Genomic DNA, 20,526 nt, shown 5'->3' with positions numbered 1-20,526 from the left:
CCCTGTGACGGCGGTCCCTGTGACGGCGGTCCCTGTGACGGCGGTCATGGTGTGCCTTCGCGGATCGTGATGACGGTCCACGCGCCGAGGTGGATGCGGTCGCCCGCGCCCACCCGGACCGGCACGTTGACCATGACCGGCTTGCCGTTCACCTGGGTGCCGTTGGCGGAGCCCGGGTCCACGAGCGTCCACGAGCCGTCGTGCTGGGCCAGCAGCACGGCGTGCAGGTGGGACACGCCGGGGTCTTCCGGCGGCCCGGTCAGGTCGATCTCCGGCCGCAGGTCGCGGCCCCGGCTGCGGCGGCCGATGCGTACCTGCTCGCCCGACAGAGCGAAGGACCGCTCGGGACAGTACGGCGGGTAGGCGACGACGTGGGCGTCGGGGCCGCCCTCGGCGATCACCTGGTCGTAGTAGGCGCGGTCGGCGGCGGTGACCGCCTCCCAGCGGGCTCCGGACACGGGCGCCAGCGACGGCGCGGTGCCGGAGTAGTCGTGGCCGCACACCTCGCAGAACTGCCCGGCACGCGGCGTCTGGCAGACGGGACAGTCCTCCACCGCGCCCCCGGCGCCGGTGGGTGCGGCGGAGCCGGCCGGGCTGGTGACCGGCGCCGGCGCCGCGGAGCCGGCCATCTGGAGGCCGCAGACGTCGCAGTATTCGTCGTCACCCGACGCGTGGCCCTGTGGGCAGGTCGCCATCAGCTGCCCTCCCCGTCCTTACGCAGCCTGCTGGTACGTACCGAGCCCGTGTCGAGCTCGATGGCGTCGGCCTTGTCGACGTTCCTGCGCAGCCGGGCCGTGCCGGAGGCCGGATCCACCTCGACGACCTTGTCGAGCAGCCTGGCCGTGTCCTCGCGTCCCGAATCGACGGCGAGCTGTTTGGCCTTGGCCAGCCGCGCCGTCGCCTTGTCGACGTCGCCGGCCGCGCGGGCGCTCAGGCCGTCCTGGATCAGCTCGTGCAGCTCGGCCTGGCCGGTGTAGTGGGCGACCTTGCCGTTGATCCGGGTGGACTGGGCGAGGTCGTCGGTCCACTGGGCGAGCACGTTGCCGCTGGCGAAGACCTCCTGGGTGTCGGGGCGGAGCAGCTTCACCCAGCCCGCGCGGATCTCGCTGCCGATCTGGCCGGGCGGCACCTCGACGCACAGGTGGTACTCGCGGTCCTCGGTGCCCCACGAGCCGGTCGGGTAGTCGCCGGTCAGCGGGTTCACGTCGGTGCGCTTGCCGGTCAGGTCGAGCAGCGTGGGCGAGACCTGCTTGACCCACTTGAGCGTCGCCGTCTGCGGCACCCACACCCGCATCACCAGTTCGGCCACGGTCTTGCTCATCGAGGTCTGGGTGAGCTTGCGGAAGAAGTCGGCCAGGTCGCCCTGGTTCCTGACGAAGTCGAACGTACCCAGCAGCGCCTCGGCGACCTTGCGCAGCTCGGCGGGCACCCAGTCGTCGCCGACGCCGAGGCTGTCGCAGACGAACGCGCCCTCGCAGCGGGCCAGCGCGGCGGCGAACACGTCGGCGCGCTCGTTGTTCTGGCCGTCGGTCATCAGGATGGCGTGCCTGATCGCGTTCGGATGGGCCGACAGCATCTGGGCGGCCAGTTGCAGCCACTGGCCGATCGAGGTGCCGCCGCCGGCGGACAGCTGGCCGATGGCCCGCTGCGCCTCGGCCCGGGTGGCCGCGTTGGCCCGGACCAGCTCGGGGCCGCGCGGGTAGACGCCCCTGGCCCGGTCGGTGCCGGCGATCACCGCGAAGTGGACGCCGTCGCGCAGCGTCTGCACGGCCGTCGCGGCCGCCTGCCGGGCCTCCCGGATCTTGCCGCCGCTCATCGACCCGGACGTGTCGATGATGATCACTTCCGCGGCCTCGGCCGGGGCGGCCGTGGTGGTGGTCACCGAGCCGGTGGAGTTGATCGTGAGGATGGCGTGCACCTCGCGCCCGTCGATCGGGAGGTACTTGTTCTGGTCGATGTGGAGGGTGAAGGTGGGCTGGTCACCCATGTGCGTCTCCTAGAGGGATCAGGACGATGGTCACGTTGTCTTGCCCGCCGGAGTCGAGCGCGTGTCGCAGCATCACGCGGGCCATGTCCAGGGGGCTGCCGGTAGAAGGGAAGGTGTAGCCGTCGAGGTAGCGCCACAGGCCGTCGCTGCACACGAGCAGCAGGCCCGGGTGCTCCGGCTCCAGCACGCGGACGTGCGGGCGGACGTCGCCGTAGTCGGCGCCGAGCCAGGCGGTGATCTCGCCCGTGGGCGCGGCGTCGTCCTCGGTCAACTGGATGCCGGTCAGCTGGACGCCTGGCGGCGGACCGGTCTGGGCGGGTCGGGTCCCGGCGGGCGGAGATGCCCCGACCGGACGAGTGGCGGCGGTCGAATCGGCGTCGCCCGGTGGTGTGGCGGTGGTCGAATCGGCGTCGGCCGGCCGGATGCCGGCCGTCGGGTCGGCGTTGACCGGCTGGGTGCCGACGGACGGATCGTTCGCGGCCGGTCGGACGCCGGGGGACAGCCAGTACGCGCGGGAGTCGCCCGCCCAGCCGAGCGTGATCCGGCCGCCCTCGACGACCGCCGAGACGTAGGTGCAGGCAGGAGCATCGTCCACCGAGGTGGCCAGCTTGCCCACGGCCCGCCCGGCCAGGTCGAACGCCTCCTCGGCGGACACACCCCTGGCCAGGGCGGCGGACGCGGTCTCCACGGCGGCCGCCGACGCCTCGTCCGCGCGGGGCGAGCTGCCCACGCCGTCGCAGACCACGACCACGGTCCGCGTGTCCGTGGACAGCAGCGCCATCGCGTCCTCGTTCCGGCTGCGGCGCAGGCCCTTGTCGGTCACGCCCGCCGTGCCGTTGTCCAGCGTGAGCTCGGTGTGGTCCCGCCCGGTGGGCTGGCGCAGGCCGCACCGTTCGCAGTAGCCGTCCGCGTCCACGGCCGGCGCGCCGCACGAGGTACAGGAAGGCGCGCCGAGCGGATGGCCGCACGCCTCGCAGAAGGCGTCGCCGGTGAGCACGGGAGCCTCGCAGACCGGGCACCGCACGTCCGCCCGCGGGGCGGCGATGTGGTCCATCACACCCACGTCCGGGGCCGGACGGCGTTGGCCTGGTCGACGAGGGCCTGGCGCTCCTGGCGGGAGCTCGCGGCCACGGCCAGGCGGCGGAAGATGTCTTCCAGCCGTTTGCGGACGCCGGGTTCGGTGAACTCGGCACCCGCCAGTTTCAGCCCGCTGGGCGGCTTACCGGTGTCGAGCCAGGACAGCGCGCTCTCCAGCAGTTCGGCGATGAGCAGCTCGCGGCGGCGCGGGTCGAGGTGGGTGAGGTCGTCGAGGCGGTCGGCCGCGGCCGACAACTCGTTCGGCTTGCCCGGGTCGGCGCCGGGCGCTCTGGCCACCGAGGCCACGACCGCGAGCTGCGCGGCCACCCGGTGGCTGGAGGTGACGGGCACCTCGTCGAGCACCCCGATCCGGCCCGCCCTGGCCAGCCCGAACGCGGCGCTCACGTAGGAGTGGTCGGTACGCCACACGCTCTCGTACCAGCGGACCGGGTTGTCGTTCACGCACTCCAGCGCGAACGCCAGCCCCAGCTTGGGCGCGCACTCGCCGGGCAGCAGCGAGAAGCACTCGTCGAAGATCTGCGCCGCCCGGCCGGGCTGCCGCGCGGCCAGCAGGTGAACGGCCCGGTACCAGGTCACCCGCCAGTCGCCGGGCAGCGCCCGCTCGGCCTCGTCCAGCGCCTGGAGCGCCTGGTCCGAGCCCTGCTCGGCGAGGAGCCTGGCCTTGGTCAGCAGCGTCTCGGGCGTCCGTGCCATCCCCTCGACCTGGCTGACCAGCACGTCGGGATCGCGGCCGACCAGGCCGGCCAGCGCGCCCGCCGCCGGGTCGGCGGGGTCGGCCAGCGGCACCGGCAGCGCGGCCGCCGCCTCCAGCGGGTCGAGCCCGTCGAACACCCGCCCGCGGTCGGCGGCCAGCGCCGCTCCCGCCGCGAGCCGCTCGGGCCCGAACATCGACGACTGCGCGGGGTACGGCACGCCCTCCGTCACCGCGCTGATCTCGCGCAGCACGCCGACGAGCTGTTCCTCCATCTCCTCCGCGCTCTGGAACCTGGCGGCGGGATCCGGCGCGGTCGCCCGGCGCAGCAGCCGCGCGAACGACTCGTTGCCGCAGTCCGCCGGCAGCGGGTTCTCCGCGCCGCCCTTGGCCGGGCTGAACGACGGGATGGTCAGCACCGCCAGCGTCCTGGCCACCGTGTACAGGTCGGAGGCGACGGACGAGGGCCGGGTGTCGAGCTCGGGCGCGTGGTAGCCGACCGTGGCCCAGGACGTGCCCGGCGGCGAGCCCACGCGCTGGACCGCGCCCAGGTCGATGAGCTTGAGCCGTTTGCCGACCCTGATCACGTTGGCCGGCTTGAGGTCGCAGTAGACCAGGCCCTGCTCGTGCAGGTAGCCGAACGCGCGCAGGATCTCCCGCCCGTACATCAGCGTCTCGCGCAGCGGTAACGGACCCTGGCGGCGCAGTTCGTGCAGCGACTGGCCGCCGACGTACTCCATGACGATGTAGCCGAGGCCGGCGGAGCGCTGGAAGTTGATGATCTTGACGATGTTCGGGTGGTCGACGGTGGTGAGGAACTTCCGCTCGGCCTCCGCCGCCGCCAGCGCCTCGGCGTCGGCGGTGTTCAGCAGGCCCTTGAGCACCACCCAGCGGCCGTCGAGGTTCTCGTCGGCGGCCAGGTAGATCCAGCCGAGGCCACCGTGCGCCAGGCAGCCCAGCACCCGGTACTGGCCCGCCACCAGGTCGTCCTGGCCCAGCTTGGGGGTGAAGGAGAACTGGGTGCGGCAGTGCGGGCAGAACCCGTCGGGCAGCCCGGCGCGTCCCTGCCTGGAGCGGCCGACCGGCTCACCGCACGCCGGGTTGGCGCAGAACCGCTTCTCCTCCGGCACCTCGGGATTGGCCATGATCGCGCTGGCCGGATCCCGGTAGGGCACCGACGGCAGGTCGGTCAGCTCGCCCAGCACGCCGGCCCGCGACCGGCCACTGCTCAGCGGGCCGGTCATCGGCCGGCTCACCGGCCGGGTGTCCGGGGATGGTGAGGAGGCCGATGATGAGGGGGCGGACACGGGCGCGGCGGCTGTCGCCGCGTGCCCGCACAGGTCGCAGTAGCCATCTTCGATCGTGCCCGTACAGCCTGGCTGGGCGCATCCGGTCATCGGCCACCTCCGTGGATCGCACGCTGGTACAGGTCGACGGCTTGTGCCGCCTTCGTCAGATCGCAGGGAGCGCTCCACAGCAGCAGCCGCGCCCGCTCGTACAGCTCGGTGGCGGCCGGGTCCTCCGCCAGGCCCTTGCGCACCGCCATCGCCTGGCACGCGCCGAGCAGCCCGCGCAGTTCGTTCCGCCGGCCGATCAGGCCGAACAGCGCCTTCGCCGTGGCCTGTGCCTGCTGGGCGGCCTGCTCGGTGCTCTGCTCCAGCGCCGTCAGCCGGCCGGACCTGTCGAGCCAGGTGCCGGTCGAGGCGTCGAGCGCGTCGAGTTCCCCGGCCAGCGCCTCCACCTTGCTGCGCGGCTGCGCCTGCGGCGGCAGGGCGATCTTGGCGACGACCGTGCCGTGGGCTACCCTGGCGTCGCTCTCGGCCGCCCGCACTCGGTCCAGCGCGGCCACCAGCTCCTCGCGCCGCCTGCCGTACTCCTGGCTGACCCGCAGGGCCCGCTCCAGGTCCGCGCGGGCGCTCGCCAGGGCGCCGGTGACGCGGGCCAGCTCGTGGTCGGGTGGGGCCGAGCCGAGGGGGTCTTCCAGTACGGCGGCGCGCATCCGCTTCAGCTCGGTCTCCGCCTGGGTCAAATCGAGGGTCTCGCCGAGCTGCCGCTGCAGGTCATTCACCACGCGTAGCTCGGAGTCGGCGGCGTCGAGGCGGGGCAGCGCCGCGGACCAGACCGTGTCGATCTCGGTCAGCACGTCCGTGGCGAGCTGGAAGGCGGCTTCCATCCGGGCGACGGTCTCGTCCAGGGTGAGCCGCTCGTCCGGCTGGGGGAGCAGGGAGCGTTCCTCGACCGGCTTGGCGGCGGCCTTCAGGACCACCGAGCGGCCGGACAGCAGCTCGGTCAAGGTGGTGAGCTGCTCCGCGCCGAGGCGGCCGCGGGGGCCCTTGACCTGCTCGGCTGTGCGTAATACGCCCCGGTAGGTGTCGTAAAGCGCCCACAACGCGGCGAGCGCGCTCTGTGCGGCGGCCCAGCGGGTCTGGGTCGGGCCGCGTAAGGAGGCGCCCTTGAGTAACTGATAGGTGGTGTGCGCTTCAAGATCGAGCAGGTCGCCGGAGATGCGGTCGCGCTCGTCGGAACGAGCGCGCAGCGCGTACTCCGCGCCCTCCCTGCTCATGGGTGGTCCGAGACTCATCACGCTCCCCGTGATACGGGCCCCCGCGCCCCGTTGTCTACCGGCTAAACGGTGAAACCGACCGGTTGGTTCCGAAGGTAGGGGAGACCCTGACTTGTCCCTGATTCAACCCTGTCTCACCTGCAATTCGCTTAAAGGATCTCGTAGCGTCTTAGGCATGGGACGCATACTTCTCGCAATCCTGGCGATCATCGCCGTGTTCATCCTCATCGGCCCCCTCGTGGGCTTCGCCTTCACGCTGCTCAAGTGGGGCCTCATCATCGGTGCCGTGGCCTTCGGGATCATGCTCGTGTCCAAGTGGGTCCGGACGTAACAACCTGGCTTCCTGCGGCTCGGCGGCGCATAGTGGGTTGATGGAGGCGCGGCCGGCGGTTGACGATGCCGCGCTCGGGCGCGAGGCGATGTCCGTGCTCGAGGCGAACTGGACGGGAACCTCCACCGTTCCCGCTCCAGGTCTCTACCCGCACCAGTGGAGCTGGGACTCGGCGTTCGTGGTGATCGGTCTGGCCAGGCACCGGCCTGACCGGGCAAGAGCCGAGCTGCTCAGCCTGCTGGCCGGGCAGTGGGCGACCGGGATGGTGCCGCACATCGTCTTCCACACTCCCGAGGCGTACTTCCCGGGCCCTTCGGTCTGGCGTTCGCAGGACCACGACGCCGCGCCGCGCGTGCTCACCTCGGGCCTCACCTCGCCACCGCTGCAGGCGCTGGCCCTGTCGTGGCTCTACCGGCACACAGGCGACGCCGACTTCGTCAGGCGGGCGTTTCCGGCGCTGGCCGCCCAGCACGCCTACCTGGCCACCGAGCGCGACCTCGGCGGCTCGGGGCTGGCCGCGATCGTGCACCCCTGGGAATCGGGCATGGACGACAGCCCGGCCTGGGACCAGGCGCTCGCCGCGCTGCCCGAGATCAGGTACGGCTACCGCAACGTCGAACTCGACGAGCGCCACCCCGACAGCGACCATGACCGCTACGTCTGGCTGGCCCTGCGTTACCGCAACGCCGGCTACCGGTCCGAATACCTGCGCGACGAGCACCCGTTCGCCATCGAGGACCCGATGTTCAACGGGATCTGGCTCGCCTCCTGCCTGGCCTTGGCCGACCTGGCGCCGCTGGCCCGCGCCGACCCGGTGCCCCACGCCGAGCAGGCCGAACGCATCAGGCGGGCGCTCCTCGACCGCCTCTGGGACGGCTGCTTCTACGCCCGAGACCTGCGGGCCGACCGGCTCATCCGCGTCTGTACGGTCGGCGGCTTCGGCCCGCTGCTCGACCCCGGCCTGCCCAGCGACCGCGTCCAGGCGGCCATCGACGTGCTCGAATCGGCCAGGTTCATGGGCGCCACCGGCTACCCGGTGCCCAGCTGCGAGATCCGCGCGACCCAGTTCGACCGCACCCGCTACTGGCGCGGCCCGTCCTGGGTGAACACCAACTGGCTGCTGCGCCGCGCCGCCGGCGTGCACGCGCTCGACTCGCTCGGCCAGCAGCTCACCAACGGCACGCTCCGCCTGGTCAGGCAGGCCGGGTTCCGCGAGTGCTTCGACCCGTTCGACGGCAGCGGCCGGGGGTGCAGGGACTTCTCCTGGAGTGCGGCGCTGACCCTGGACCTGCTCGCCGATAGCGTGAAGGAATGAGCTTCCTTCGCCGCCTGCCCGCCGACGTCCGCAAGGCCCTGGTCACCGAGCCGGGGGAGCGGGTGCTGACCTTCGCCGCCACCGGCGACGGGCACGTGGTGGCCACGAACCTGGCGCTGCACCTGCCCGGCGGGGTCCGCGTACCGTACGAGACGATCGACCGGGCCTCCTGGGACGAGGAGGGGCTGAACGTCCTCACCATGTCCGGCGAGAGGCACCGCGTGCTGCTGCCGGAGCCGCGGCTGCTGCCCGAGACGGTGCGGGAGCGGGTCAACGCCACCATCGTGGTGAACAAGCACGTGGACCTGCCCGGGCGTGGCGGGGTACGGCTGGTGGCCAGGCGCCGGCCCGGCGGCGAGGTGCTGGGGTGGACCCTCGTCTTCGACGAAGGTCTCGATCCGGACGACCCGGGCGTACGGGCCCAGGCCGAACAGGCCCTTGAGGGCGTACGGCGCAGCATGGGCGTGTGAGCTGTTCCCCGTTCCCCGGGCATGGGTCCCATGCCCGGGGTGGCCGGTCTCAGTAAGGGATGCCGGTTTCGTTGGTCTTCTTCTCGTTGACCTGTTCTCCGGGCCAGCCGGTGCCGGTGTCGGCGTGGTCGTGCTTGTTGAGGAACGGGATCCGATGCTGGAGCGTGTCACCCACCTTCGACCTGGCTACTCCGGCCGCCTTGGACACCTGCGCGCCGACCACCCCCGCGGTCTCCTGGAACCTGGGACTGTCGGCAACACGCTGGGCCGCCCGCTTGATCTGCTCATAGCGTTCGCGACCAGCCCGGCTGCCCAGGACGTAGCCGACAGCGAGCCCAATGGCGAACGTCATTCGATAACGCATATTGCACCTCCGCTGTCTCCGGACTACCCCGCTGACGATGCGACACGCACTCCTGGAGTGCGCTAATCTATTCCTGCGCCCAAGGGGAGCGGACCGCAGGACCGCCGACCAGCGCGAAACGTTCGATCCCGCGTAGCTCAACGGCAGAGCAGCCGGCTGTTAACCGGCAGGTTATAGGTTCGAGTCCTATCGCGGGAGCAACACCGAGCTCCCCCTTCCCGGATCCTGGGAAGGGGGAGTTTTCGCTTCCCAGGACTGACCATGGAGCTCCTCTTGCCGGTCAGCACCCCGAGGCCACCCCGCCGCTGCCGCCATTCACGCTTTGTAGTCATAAGATCACTGGATTTTTGATTTGCCGGGACAAACGGCTGCCAGACGGTGAAGGATGGCAGGAGCTGCGGTCACGTTGCGAAGGCGGTGTGGAGAGGGCGCCGCCTGCAAGGAGGTGTCGCCGACCCGGAATCGGCGGGGCGCTCCGTTGATGGAAAAGTGCTGGTTACTGCGTTGCGTACCTGGATCAGGTCCCTGCGTCCCTTCGAGGCCATCGCCGTACAGGCTTTCATCGAGCGAACGATCGACATCCGCGAGGCGGAGCGCTTCATCAGGCTCTTCCACGCCGAGAATCCCGGCGCCGGCGACGTGCACGCGCGGCTGCGTGAGGTCGCCAGGGACGTGGCCCGTCATGGGACCTACGTCCATACGTTCGAGGAGCTTCAGTTCGGGGCCAGGGTGGCCTGGCGTAACAGCAGCCGCTGCATCGGGCGGCTCTACTGGCGGTCGTTGAGGGTGCGCGACCGCAGGCAGGTGAACACCGCTGAGGGGGTGGCCATCGAGTGCGTGGCTCATCTGCGCGCCGCGACAGGTGATGGGCGGATCCGGCCGACGGTCACCGTGTTCCCGCCGGACACGCCGGCCAGGCGCGGGCCCCGGGTGCTGAACGAGCAGCTCATCCGGTACGCCGGGCATCGCATGCGGGACGGCTCGATCGTCGGGGATCCCCGCTACGCCGACTTCACCACGATGGTCAGGGGGCTCGGCTGGCGTGGCGGGGCGGGGAGGTTCGATGTGCTGCCGCTGGTGATCCAGCCGGAGGTGGGGCGGCCGCTGCTCTGTAATCTGCCGGGCGACGCGGTTCTGGAGGTGCCTCTCACGCATCCGGAATATCCGTGGTTCGCCGAGCTGGGGCTGCGCTGGCATGCCGTGCCGGCGATTTCCAGCATGTGCCTGGAGATCGGCGGGTTGTGTTATCCGTGCGCGCCCTTCAACGGCTGGTACATGGGGGCGGAGATCGGCGCCCGCAACCTCGCCGACGTCGACCGCTACGATCAGCTGCCCGTGGTCGCCGAGCGTCTCGGGCTGAACACCGCCACCGACCGGTCGCTTTGGCGGGATCACGCGCTGGTCGAGCTGAACGTGGCCGTGTTGCACTCGTTCGAGCGGGCGGGGGTCACGATGACCGACCACCATACGGAGTCGAACCGGTTCCTTACGCACCTGGAGCGGGAGGAGAAGGCGGGGCGCGTCTGCCCGGCGGACTGGTCGTGGATCGTGCCGCCGATCTCCGGCGGCGTCACCCGCGTTTTCCACCGCTACTACGACAACCCCACGCTGACTCCGGCGTTCGTCCACCACAGCGGTTGATCGCGCGGCCTGCGTGGAGTGGCCTTGGGTTTCTTGCGTTCTGCCACTAGAATATGATTCGGTTGCCCCATGGCGGAACTCGTTCTCACCTCGGCCGATCAAGGCGTGCTCACCCTGACCTTCAACCGCCCCGACAGGCTCAACGCCTGGACGGACGCGATGGGCCGGCGCTACTTCGACCTCCTCCAAGAGGCCGAGGAAGACCCGAACGTGCGGGCCATCGTGGTGACCGGCGCGGGCAAGGGCTTCTGTTCGGGCGCCGACTTCCAGACGCTCAGCGCCCTCCAGGCCGGCTCCTACGACGAGACGCCGGATCCGCGCCCCAACACCTTCCCCACCACCATCGCCAAGCCGATCATCGCCGCCGTCAACGGCGCCTGCGCCGGTCTGGGCATGGTCCACGCGCTGGCCTGCGACCTGATCTTCACGGCTGAGGACGCCAAGTGGACCACGGCCTTCCCCCGCCGCGGCCTGATCGCGGAGTACGGCCTGTCCTGGATCCTCCCGCGCCTCATGGGCCAGCAAAGAGCCATGGACATCCTCCTGTCGGGAAGGGTCTTCACCGGCACGGAAGCCTACGAACTCGGCCTGGCGAACCGCTCGGTCCCAGGCGACTCGCTGCTCGCCACGGCCCAGGAGTACGCCAGGGAGCTCGCGATCCACAGCTCCCCGGCCTCCATGGCCATCATCAAGCGCCAGATCTGGAACGACTGGAACGTCACCTTGGAAGAATCAGCCAAGACGGCGACCCAGGAGATGCTCGCCTCCTTCAACCGCCCGGACTTCGCCGAGGGCGTCGCCAGCTTCCTGGAACGCCGCTCACCGAACTTCCCGCCCCTCTAGCCAGGAAAGAAGCCGCCCGGACGGCGCCCCGAAGGCCACCCAGACGGTGCCGGTGCGCACGTAACGGCGGCAAGCCGGTGAACCGGAGGAGCGTTCCCCTGGACAGAGGCCAGCCCCGCGCAAAGGGTGGGGCCCACCGGGCTGGCCGTAACAGAAAAATTGGCCCTAACAGAAAGTCAAGAAAGGCGTCGAGCACCTGATGCGGGGGTGGCGGGGAGGAAGCGGGGCGGCTGCCAGGCGCGTTCCGCGTAGGCGCTGTTCACCGACTCCTTCACCGACTCCAGGCGGTCGTCGGCCACCAGCGCGATCGCCGAGCCGCCGAAGCCGCCCCCCGTCATGCGGGCGCCCCGGGCGCCGCCGCGCAGGGACGCCTCCACGGCCAGGTCCAGCTCCGGTGACGACACCTCGTACTGGTCGCGCAGCGACAGGTGGGACGCGTTCAGCAGCGCCCCGATCTCCGTGATCGCCCCTGCCCGCAGCAGGCCGACGAGCGCCTCGACGCGGTGGTTCTCCGTGACGATGTGCATCGTGCGCTTGCGTTCGTCGCCCTGCAGCTGTTCGAGGGCCCCGGCCAGGTCCGTGACGTCGCGCAGTGCCGCGACGCCCAGCTTGCGGGCCGCCGACTCGCACTCCGCGCGGCGCTTGGCGTACTCGCCGCCCGCGTGCTCGTGGTGCACCCGCGTGTCGATGATGAGGATGCTCAGCCCGTGCGCGGCCAGGTCGAGCGGGATGTTGCGGGAGCCGAGCGAGCGGCAGTCGAGGAACAGCGCGTGCCCCTCGGCGCTCAGCGCGGACGCGGCCTGGTCCATGATGCCGCACGGCATGCCGACGAAGTCGTTCTCCGCCCGCTGGCTGAGCAGGGCGCGCTCCATGGGCGTCATGCCCAGGTCGTACAGGTCGTCGAGGGCCGAGGCGACGGCCACCTCCAGCGCGGCGCTCGAGCTGAGCCCGGCGCCCGCGGGGATGTCGCCGTCGATGGCGATGTCGGCGCCGCGTACCCGGTCGCCCAGCGTGGCCAGGACGCCGACCACGTAGCGGGTCCAGCCGCGGGACTCCTCGTGGCTGGAGATGACCACCGGGTCGCCGGGCGACTGCAGGGACAGGAGCCGGATCGTGCTGTCGTCGCGCGGGCTGACCGCCGCCGTGACGCCCCACGGCACCGCGAAGGGCAGGACGAAGCCGTCGTTGTAGTCGGTGTGCTCGCCGATCAGGTTGACTCGGCCGGGCGCGTGCCAGACGGTACGCGGGTCGCCGCCGAAGGCGGCACGGAAAGCATCGGTAACGCGCATAATCCAACACTCCTCAACAAAGCTCCGACCGTAGACTAGCGCCATGGAGGAGTTGGTGGATCCGGCGCTCGCCTCCGTCCGGGTCTTCCTCGTCCGCGACGACAACAAGGCGCGCAAACTCAAGTACAACCTGGGCCACCCGCGGGTGCTCACGTTCGGTGGCGCCTACTCCGGCCACATCAGGGCTGTGGCGGCGGCCGGGCGGCGGGATGGGTTCGAGACGATCGGGGTGATCCGCGGCGAGGAGCGGTTGCCGCTCAATTCGTCGCTGGCGTACGCGGCGTCCTGCGGCATGCGGCTGACCTACCTCGACCGGGGGACGTACCGGCTCAAGCACACGCCAGAGGTACAGGCCGCGCTACGTGAGCAGTGGGGCGACGTGGCGATCCTGCCGGAGGGCGGCAGCAACGCGGCGGCCGTGCGCGGGTGCGCCGAGTTGCCCGCCGATATCGCGGGGCTGCCCGGTGAGATCGGTGGCGGCTACGACGTGATCTGCTGCGCGGTCGGCACGGGCGGCACCCTCGCCGGGATCGCGGCCGGGCTGCCGGAGGGGCGGCGGGCGATCGGGTTCGCGGTGCTGAAGGGGGCCGGGTTCCTGGAGGGTGAGGTCGCGCGCCTGCAGCGGGAGGCTTACGGGCGTGTGTGGTCCAACTGGTCGGTCAACCTGGACTACCACTTCGGGGGCTACGCCCGCTCGACTCCGGTTCTCGACGACTTCATCGCGAAATATCGGGTCGAGGGGGTGTATGTCGGGAAGATGCTGTACGGCGTCTTCGACCTCGTACGCCAGGGCGCCTTCCAGCCGGGCACCCGCATCGTCGCCGTCGTCACCGGCGAGCCCTGGAACCCGGCGACCGGTCAGTTCTCGACCCCGGTCCAGGTGTGCGGCGCGCCCACCGGCTTCGACTCCGGCGACCCGCGCTGCCGCAGGTAGATCGACAGCGTCACCATCGACAGGACGGCGAGCAGCTCCGACTGCCAGTTCTGCAGGGTCCGGTTCCAGAAGTCCGGTGAGGTGGCGTAGGTGCCCCACGAGACCGGATCCCGCAGGTCGAGCAGTCGCTGGGAGTTGTACGACGCCACCCCGGCCACCGACTGCGCCAGCCACGACAGCACGAAGACGAGCCCCATCACCAGCCCGAGCGAGTTGCTGTACACCTGGCGCCGAATCCCGCCGACCTTCGCCCAGGCGGGGGAGTCGGGTCGCGCGTGGCGGCCGAGGAGCTGCTCTTCGTCCGATCCGGGGCCCGCGTCGTCGACCTTCTTGGACTCCGGCGAACCCTTCTGCACCAGCCAGACCGTCAGCATGATGTAGAGGAAGAACTGCAGGTATTCGGACTGCCAGTTCTCGGCCACGTCCACGGCGAAGTCGGAGGAGGCCACGTACTTGAAGATCGACACCGGCTCCCCGCCGTCGACCAACTGCTGGTCGTTGAACAGGGCCAGCCCCGCGATGGCCTGCCCGCCCAGCGCCAGCAGGAACATCACCAGGAACGTCAGCGACAGCCCGTTCTCCTTGATCTTCTTCATAGGTGGGCCAGGCCCGTCGCGAAGACGCAGATCAGCCCCGTCGCGATGACGACGAGGGTGATCACGAACATCACCCGCATCAGTTCTCCACCTCGCAGTCGTAGGGGCGGTCGCCCCGCGGACGGCAGCTCGCGGCCGTGACCCGCCAGCCGCCGCTGTAGCGGTGCAGGAAGAGAGTGTCGCCCGACAGTCGTACCTGGGCGTCGTCGCCCCAGACCCGCACCGCGGTGACCGGCCCGGCGGGGCCCAGCTTCAGGTCGCGCAGCGCCTCGGCGCACGTCTGGCCGGGGTCGGGCAGCTTCTCCGCGGTCTGTTCGGCGAGCAGCGCGCAGGCGGTGTCCTCCTGGTGCGCGGCGAGGGCATTGCGGAAGCGCTCGGCGGTACGGGCCGGAGAGGTGGTGTCCACGGCGCACCCGGCGACGATCAGCGTCACCGGCAGCACGGCGAGCAGCATCCTCATGCGCCCCCTGCTACCCACTTACGTGTCGGGCATGCTCCTAACCGAGCTGGTCGAGGATGGGGGCGACGAGTTGGTTCAGCTCGCGTACCAGCACCACCAGGGCCCGCTCCGCGCTCTGCTCGACCTGGTCATGCGGGCCCTCGGGCTCCGGCGGCAGGTCGTCGAGCGGCACCGGCACCTCGACCAGCAACGTCGCCCGCAGGAACGGGATCCTGGCCAGGTCCTGCTGCGTCGGCTCGACGTACTGGCCGAACGTCTCCTGCCAGCCCAGCCAGCCGCGGTCGCGCCACCAGGCCCGCGAGCGGGTGAGCTCCTCGGGCAGCGGCGAGACCAGCCGGATCCGCGCGTTGAGCGTGCCGTCCCACGTATTGCGGTCGCAGGTCGCCTCCAGGATGCGGCGGTCCCAGCGCACGTAGCCGGGGTTCAGCGACGGCGGCGTGGCCAGTCGCCAGGCCGCGCAGGCGAACCTGACCGGCGCGATGTCCCCCCACTCGAACTCTTCGAGGTTCTTGCGCACGTGTACGGCGTAGCGCCCGTCACGATCCCTGTCGAACTCCTGGTCGATCCAGAACGCTCTAGCCATGGGGACTACGCTACGGCGCTCCGAGCGGTGATGGCCCCAGGTCCGGAGATCCGGAGAATGTGCGGTAACCAGGCGACTACACATGTAGCTTTTTCACATTATTAGCTGACTGGGGAGTACGGCATGGAGTCAGAACAGCTCGCCGCGGCGATGAGGTACTGGGAAGATGGAGACCTCGGTGCGGCGGCGGTGCTGTTCAGGGAGAACGCGGCCACCGGCGATCCCGAGGCGTCGCATCTGCTGGCCTGCCTGCTGGAGGAGCAGGGCGACCTCGACGGGGCGGAGGCCGCGCACCGGTCGGTGATCCAGTCGGGCGACCCGGTCTTCGGGCAGCGGTCGGCCATCGCCATGAGCATGATGCTGATCGCCGCGCGGGAATGGCCCGCCGCCTACCGGGTGCTGATGATCGCCTCCGACGGCGCCGACTTCGAGGTGGCCGCGCTCGCCGAGACGGCGCTGGTCCTCGTACTGACCGAGATGGGCGACGGCCAGGGCGCGGCTGAGGCGCTGGAGCGGGCGCGGCGCTGTGACAGTCCTGCCGTGGCCGAGCTGGCCGCCCAGCTGGAGCTGCCCGACTTCGTCCCCCACGATCCCGGTACGGCCCGCGACCTGTACGAGCTGGCGGAGGACGAGGACGACTACCGGCAGTTGCTGACCTGCGGCGATCCCGAGGTGGTGTCGTTGTCGGCGTTCCGGCTCTTCCAGATGTACGCCGATGAGGAGGACTTCGTGGCCGCCCGCGAGGCGTGCGAGCACGCGATCGCCGTGGGGCACGCCGACCACCTGGCCACGGCCCACCGGCTGCGCGGCGCGGTCCTCGTCGATCTCGGCGAGTACGCCGAAGCGGCGGCCTCCTACGCCACGGCCGCCGAGGACCCCAGGCCCGAGGAGCGGCTGCCCGCGCTCATCGAGCAGGCCAAGGTGACCGCGCAGCTCGGCGACGTGGTGGCAACGAAGGCGATCTTCCACCGGGTGATCGCCAGCGGCCAGCGCGAGTACGCCGTCGAGGCCCAGGCGTGCCTGGCACAGATGCACACCGAGGCCGGGGAGGTGGCCGAGGCGCTCGCGGCGCTGCGGGCCGTACTGGAGACGGGGGAGTCGGAGTGGTCATCGATCTGCGTCACACTGCTCGGCCTGCTGCTCGACCGGCACCCGGACGACCGGGAGAGCCTCATGGCACTCGTACTCGACGCGGCCGAGCACGACGACCCCGACACGGCGTTCAAGGCCGCGCTGCTGATCGACCACGCGGCGCGGCAGCAGCCGCTCGCCGACCCGGTGGAGGAGCAGGCGCTCCTGGACGTCGACGAGGCCCTGCGCCACCTGCAGGCGGGTGACCTGGCCGGGGCGCGGCGGCTGCTGCGCAGGGCCATCGACTCCGGCGCGGCCACGCAGTCGGTCCGGGCCATGATGACGCTGGCCGAGCTGGAACTGGGCGAGGGCGACCGCGAGCAGGCCGACGAGCTGCTGTCGTACGTCGCCGAGGGTGACGATCTGCTGCAGGGCTTCAGCGCCGAGTTCTTCCTGCACCTGCTCCGCGAATCGGGTGACGAACCACATCCCGTGCTCCGGGCGGTCATCGACCACCAGCGCCTGGGCAGGGAGGAGGGGCTGGTCCGCTACCGCCAGGCCATGGAGCACCCGAACCCGGCGACGGCCGCGATCGGCACCGCGGTGTTCGCGCAGGTGCTGGCCTCCATCGGGTATGACCTGTCGGACGCGGCCCAGCTGTTCCGCGCGGCGGCCGAATCGGGTGATCCGCTCGCGCTCTCGTACACGGCCACCATCTTCAAGGACGTCCTGGTGAACCAGGACCAGACCGAGGAGGCGGTCGCACTGCTGCGCCGGGCCCGCGTCGATGGGCATCCCGGGTTGGCGCCGTGGGTGGCGTACGGGCTGGGTGAGCTGCTCAGTGAGGATCCGGGTGAGGACTTCGGCGCGGGTGAGGGAGCGGGGGCGCGCGAGCGTGATCTGGTGGAGGCGCGGGCCGCGTTCACCGCCGCGATGGAGACCCGCCATCGGGGGCTGCGGGTCGAGGCGATGGGTGCGTTGCTCGGGCTGTTCGAGCGCCAGGGCGATCTGCTGGCCGCGTGCCGTCTGCACGAGCGGTTCGTCGCCGAGGGTGACCCGGTCCAGGCGCCGCGCAACGCGTGGCTGCTCGGACTCACCCGGGTACGGATCGACGACCTCGACGGCGCTCGTGCCGCGTTCGCCTATATCCCGGAGACTCACCCGGAAGAGGGGGACACAGGACGCTACGCCCGGTTCCTGCTCGACCGCGACTTCGGTGCGGCGGCCGCGGCCTTCGAGGAGATAGCCGACGACGGCCGGTCCTGGATGGCGGCCATGCTGGCGATGCAGAGCTCGCACGCCTGGCACCGGCAGGGCGAGACGGCCGCCGCGGACGGGGCGCTGTCACTGGTGCTCGACATCGGTGACCCGGACTTCCAGCAGGAGGCGGCCTGCTACCTCGGTGCCCTGCGCCACGACGCCGGCGACCCGCACGGCGCGATCGCCGCCTGGCAGCAGGCCGCGACCGGCCCCGACGAACGCCTCGCCACCATCGCGCACCGCGACCTCGCCCGAACCTGGCACACCCTCGGCGACCTGGCCACGGCGGCACAGGCGTACCGGAAGGTACTGGCGGGGTACGGCGAGGCGGGTGTGGGGCACCAGGAAACGGTGGCTGCCGGGCACGCGGCGAAGGACCAGGGGACAGCCGCCGGGGCTGAAAGGGCGTCCGCGGCAGGGGCGTACGGAGAGGCGACGGTCGAGGCGCACGTGGCTGAGGCTGCGTTGCGGCTCGGGGAGATTCTGATCGCGAGTGGGTCGAGCGACGAGGCTCGCGAAGTGCTGCGGGTGGTGTTCGGGGATGCGGCGGTGCCGCAGTTGGCCCGGCTGCTGCGGGATGCCGGTGATCTGGAGGGGGCGCTGGCGGCTGCGGAGATCGCGGTGGGGATCGCACCGGGCGCGGAGGTGGTGTGCCTGCTGGGTGGTCTCCTCGCGCGGACCGGCGATCTCGTGGGGGCGCGGGCGGCGTTCGAGCGGGCCGTGGCGGCTGATCCGGGGTCGGTGGGTGCCACGCTGGTGGAGGCGGGCCGGCGGCTGGAGGAGGCGGGTGACCAGGACGGTGCCCGTTCGGCCTACCAGCGTGCGGCGGTTCAGGACGTGGACCGGCAGGCCGCGGCCACGGCCCGGGTCCGGCTCGGCACGGCGTCGCCGGAGGAGCGGCCGTGGGTGCTGGCCGCCGAGGGCGACCGGCAGGGCGCGCTGACGGCTCTGACCGAGCTGACCGGTTCGGCGTCGATGGCCCGGCTGCTGCTCGCGCTGGACGCGGGCGAGCCGGCCGAGGTACGCCGCCTGCTGACCGCATCTCCTACGGCCACCGACGAGGCGTTCGCCGAGACGCTGGAGATGGCCAGGATGACCCGGGACGACGCTCTCGCCAGGGCGCTCTACCTGCTGGTCATCGAGCTGGGCGGGCCGAGATGGGCCGCGCCGGCAAGGCTGGGGCTCGGCGCGGACCTGGCCCGTGACGGCCAGTACAGCCAGGCCGAGCTGTGCCTTCTGCCCGCGACCGGAAGCGACGACGCCGAGACCAGCCTCATGGCGTGGCGCGACGTCTCCGCCGTCCGGCGTCGGCGCGGGGACCTGGACGGAGCCGTCGAGGCGCTGCGGGCCGCGATGCCGTCGACCGCCGTCGAGCTGGCCGGGTTGCTGGAGGAGGGCGGCGATCTGGCGGGCGCCGGTGACGTGCTCGATCGTGGCGCCGCGGCCGGGGATCTCGCGAGTCTGCGTCATCTGCTCGTCAATCTGTTCCAGCGGCGGGAGTACGCGGCCGTCGCCGCCGAGGCCGAGCTGGCGATCGGTACCGGCGACCCTGAGACGGTGGCCATGGGCTACTGGGTGTGGGGTGACGCGTGCAAGGCGACGGATGACCTGGCGGGCGCGGTCGCCATGTACCGCAAGGGGATCGACACCGGTCACCCGAACGCGGGGATGCGGGTCGACCTCGCGGACGCCCTGCACGCGCTGGGTGACACGGCCGCCGCGGCGGGGGAGGCGCGACTGGCCATCGAGTCGGGCGAGACCGACGCCGTGGCCAGGGGCGGCCTTCAGCTCGGCTGCTGGCTGCACGAGGACGGCGACCCGCTCGGGGCCGCCGAGGCGTTCGCCGCCGCCGCGGGGACGGGCGCCGCGGGGACGGGCGCCGAGCCAACCCACGAGCCGACCCACGAATCGGCCAACGAGTCAACCAACGAGCCAACCCGAGAGCTGGCCCAGATGGCCCTGAACAATCTGAGCACCCTGGCCTACCAGGCGTACGAGCGGGGCGAGCACGCGCTGGCCGTACAGGTGCTGGCGCATCTGGGGCCGCACGCCGGGGTCAAGGCCAGGGAGCTCGCGGAGCTCTGCGACGACCCCGACGCCGTCCACCTCTACTACGAGCTGGTCGGCTCCGACGCCTTCACCGAGCTGGGGGTCGCCGAGCGGCTCGCCGAGCTCGGCGAGACGGCGCGGGCGCGGGCCGTCTACGAGCGGCTGAACGAGCACGAGGACCCGGACGTGCGGTTCGTCGCGGGCGGCAGGCTGCTGGCGCTCCTCGACGTCGAGAACGACGTCGCCGCCTTCTACAACCTGGCCGAACGCCAGGCGGGTGACGCCGACAGCCCGGTGCGGTCGGTGTTCGGCAGCCTGCTCGGCATGCTCCAGGGCCGCCAGGGCGACACGGAGGCGTCGCTGCGCACGCTGCGGGAGGCGGCTGAGAGCGGTGAGCCCACCGCGTTGAGCGTGCTCGCCCAGGCCCTGGTCGGGACCGGCGAGGTGGCCGAGGGCAGGGAGGTCTACCGGCGCGTGCTCGGCGCGGGCGACGACGAGCTGGCCGCCAGAGCGATGGTCGCGCTCGGCCACAGCTACCACGACGAGGACGAGGACGAGGCGCGCCGGTGGTACGTCCGGGCGGTCGAGTTCGGCACCGGGCACGTCACCGCGCTCGGGGCGATGCACCTCGGGGCGCTGGCCAAGCGGGAGCGGGACTTCCCCGAGGCGCTCGGCTGGTACCAGCGGGTCATCGACTCGGGCGACACGGAGTCGGGCATGGCGGCCGCGCATCTGGGGGAGCTCTGCTACTGGCTGAACGACCGCGACGGCGCCGTGCGCTACTACGAGCTGACGCTGGGGCTGACCGAGCAGCCCGACCTGGTCGCCGAGGCCGCCTTCCGCCTGGGGGAGATCCGCTACGCCCACGGCGACCTCACGGTGGCCAGGCGGATGCTCCGGCTGGCGGCCGGCACCGACGACTCGCCCTTCGCGGCCGACGCCGAACAACTGCTGGCGAAGCTGGGATGAACTTGTGCTTAA

17 protein-coding genes and 1 tRNA gene are annotated in these 20,526 nt (G+C 71.5%); 8 read left to right on the top strand and 10 right to left on the bottom strand.

Going from position 1 to position 20,526, the window contains the following annotated elements; translation table 11 throughout:
• Positions 1-44: 44 nt before the first annotated feature.
• From ACGFNP_RS37880 to ACGFNP_RS37860, 5 genes are read right to left on the bottom strand one after another with little or no spacing between them, the layout of a single operon-like run.
• Positions 45-695 (bottom strand): FHA domain-containing protein, encoded by a 651-nt coding sequence (locus ACGFNP_RS37880; protein WP_358317722.1) that lies wholly within the window; start codon positions 693-695, stop codon positions 45-47.
• The gene (locus ACGFNP_RS37875; protein ID WP_358317724.1) at positions 695-1,987 is read right to left on the bottom strand and encodes a VWA domain-containing protein; all 1,293 of its coding nucleotides are present in this window, start codon (positions 1,985-1,987) and stop codon (positions 695-697) included. The genes ACGFNP_RS37880 and ACGFNP_RS37875 overlap by 1 nt, the downstream gene beginning before the upstream one ends.
• Positions 1,980-3,041, bottom strand: coding sequence for a protein phosphatase 2C domain-containing protein (locus ACGFNP_RS37870; RefSeq protein WP_393327043.1), 1,062 nt, complete (start codon positions 3,039-3,041; stop codon positions 1,980-1,982). Before ACGFNP_RS37870 ends, ACGFNP_RS37875 begins: the two co-directional genes overlap by 8 nt.
• Positions 3,041-5,173, bottom strand: coding sequence for a tetratricopeptide repeat protein (locus ACGFNP_RS37865; RefSeq protein WP_393327040.1), 2,133 nt, complete (start codon positions 5,171-5,173; stop codon positions 3,041-3,043). The genes ACGFNP_RS37870 and ACGFNP_RS37865 overlap by 1 nt, the downstream gene beginning before the upstream one ends.
• Positions 5,170-6,357 carry a hypothetical protein gene (locus ACGFNP_RS37860; RefSeq protein WP_393327037.1) on the bottom strand — a complete coding sequence of 396 codons (1,188 nt, stop codon included), beginning with the start codon at positions 6,355-6,357 and terminating at the stop codon, positions 5,170-5,172. The genes ACGFNP_RS37865 and ACGFNP_RS37860 overlap by 4 nt, the downstream gene beginning before the upstream one ends.
• A 157-nt stretch (positions 6,358-6,514) precedes the next feature.
• On the opposite strand from ACGFNP_RS37860, the gene ACGFNP_RS37855 reads away from it, so the two are divergent.
• Genes ACGFNP_RS37855 through ACGFNP_RS37845 form a run of 3 tightly spaced genes read left to right on the top strand, consistent with a single transcriptional unit; the run spans position 6,515 to position 8,455 of the window.
• Positions 6,515-6,670 (top strand): hypothetical protein, encoded by a 156-nt coding sequence (locus tag ACGFNP_RS37855; protein WP_219527422.1) that lies wholly within the window; start codon positions 6,515-6,517, stop codon positions 6,668-6,670.
• Between the two features lie 40 nt (positions 6,671-6,710).
• Positions 6,711-7,985, top strand: a complete 1,275-nt coding sequence (locus tag ACGFNP_RS37850; protein ID WP_358317732.1) for a hypothetical protein — start codon at positions 6,711-6,713, stop codon at positions 7,983-7,985.
• Positions 7,982-8,455, top strand: coding sequence for a hypothetical protein (locus ACGFNP_RS37845; RefSeq protein ID WP_393327034.1), 474 nt, complete (start codon positions 7,982-7,984; stop codon positions 8,453-8,455). Before ACGFNP_RS37850 ends, ACGFNP_RS37845 begins: the two co-directional genes overlap by 4 nt.
• 49 nt (positions 8,456-8,504) lie before the next feature.
• Here the strand turns inward: ACGFNP_RS37845 and ACGFNP_RS37840 are convergent, their stop codons facing one another.
• Entirely contained in the window at positions 8,505-8,819 is a 315-nt protein-coding gene (locus ACGFNP_RS37840) for a YtxH domain-containing protein (RefSeq protein ID WP_358317736.1), read from the bottom strand.
• A gap of 126 nt (positions 8,820-8,945) precedes the next feature.
• On the opposite strand from ACGFNP_RS37840, the gene ACGFNP_RS37835 reads away from it, so the two are divergent.
• From ACGFNP_RS37835 to ACGFNP_RS37825, 3 genes are all read left to right on the top strand, one after another.
• A tRNA-Asn gene (locus ACGFNP_RS37835) sits at positions 8,946-9,017 on the top strand.
• Between the two features lie 306 nt (positions 9,018-9,323).
• Positions 9,324-10,460 carry a nitric oxide synthase oxygenase gene (locus tag ACGFNP_RS37830; protein ID WP_393327032.1) on the top strand — a complete coding sequence of 379 codons (1,137 nt, stop codon included), beginning with the start codon at positions 9,324-9,326 and terminating at the stop codon, positions 10,458-10,460.
• Between the two features lie 69 nt (positions 10,461-10,529).
• Complete coding sequence (locus tag ACGFNP_RS37825; RefSeq protein ID WP_358317740.1) at positions 10,530-11,303, top strand: enoyl-CoA hydratase-related protein; 774 nt, start codon at positions 10,530-10,532, stop codon at positions 11,301-11,303.
• Positions 11,304-11,479: 176 nt separating this feature from the next.
• Here the strand turns inward: ACGFNP_RS37825 and galK are convergent, their stop codons facing one another.
• On the bottom strand, positions 11,480-12,592 hold the full coding sequence (gene galK / locus ACGFNP_RS37820) for a galactokinase (RefSeq protein WP_393327029.1): 1,113 nt from the start codon (positions 12,590-12,592) through the stop codon (positions 11,480-11,482).
• A gap of 43 nt (positions 12,593-12,635) precedes the next feature.
• On the opposite strand from galK, the gene ACGFNP_RS37815 reads away from it, so the two are divergent.
• Positions 12,636-13,526 (top strand): 1-aminocyclopropane-1-carboxylate deaminase/D-cysteine desulfhydrase, encoded by an 891-nt coding sequence (locus tag ACGFNP_RS37815; RefSeq protein ID WP_393327026.1) that lies wholly within the window; start codon positions 12,636-12,638, stop codon positions 13,524-13,526.
• Here ACGFNP_RS37815 and ACGFNP_RS37810 read toward each other — a convergent pair.
• From ACGFNP_RS37810 to ACGFNP_RS37800, 3 genes are all read right to left on the bottom strand, one after another.
• Positions 13,451-14,122: a DUF6766 family protein gene (locus tag ACGFNP_RS37810; protein WP_393327024.1), complete on the bottom strand. Its 672-nt coding sequence runs from the start codon at positions 14,120-14,122 to the stop codon at positions 13,451-13,453. The genes ACGFNP_RS37815 and ACGFNP_RS37810 overlap by 76 nt on opposite strands.
• A 79-nt stretch (positions 14,123-14,201) precedes the next feature.
• Positions 14,202-14,582, bottom strand: a complete 381-nt coding sequence (locus ACGFNP_RS37805; protein ID WP_393327022.1) for a hypothetical protein — start codon at positions 14,580-14,582, stop codon at positions 14,202-14,204.
• Positions 14,583-14,619: 37 nt separating this feature from the next.
• On the bottom strand, positions 14,620-15,165 hold the full coding sequence (locus tag ACGFNP_RS37800) for a hypothetical protein (protein ID WP_219527414.1): 546 nt from the start codon (positions 15,163-15,165) through the stop codon (positions 14,620-14,622).
• 123 nt (positions 15,166-15,288) lie between these two features.
• On the opposite strand from ACGFNP_RS37800, the gene ACGFNP_RS37795 reads away from it, so the two are divergent.
• The gene (locus tag ACGFNP_RS37795) at positions 15,289-20,514 is read left to right on the top strand and encodes a tetratricopeptide repeat protein (protein ID WP_393327018.1); all 5,226 of its coding nucleotides are present in this window, start codon (positions 15,289-15,291) and stop codon (positions 20,512-20,514) included.
• Positions 20,515-20,526 lie beyond the last annotated feature (12 nt).

The organism is Nonomuraea sp. NPDC049269 (genome assembly GCF_043197155.1).
Taxonomy (GTDB): Bacteria; Actinomycetota; Actinomycetes; order Streptosporangiales; family Streptosporangiaceae; genus Nonomuraea.
This window is presented reverse-complemented; position numbering and strand designations above follow the sequence as displayed.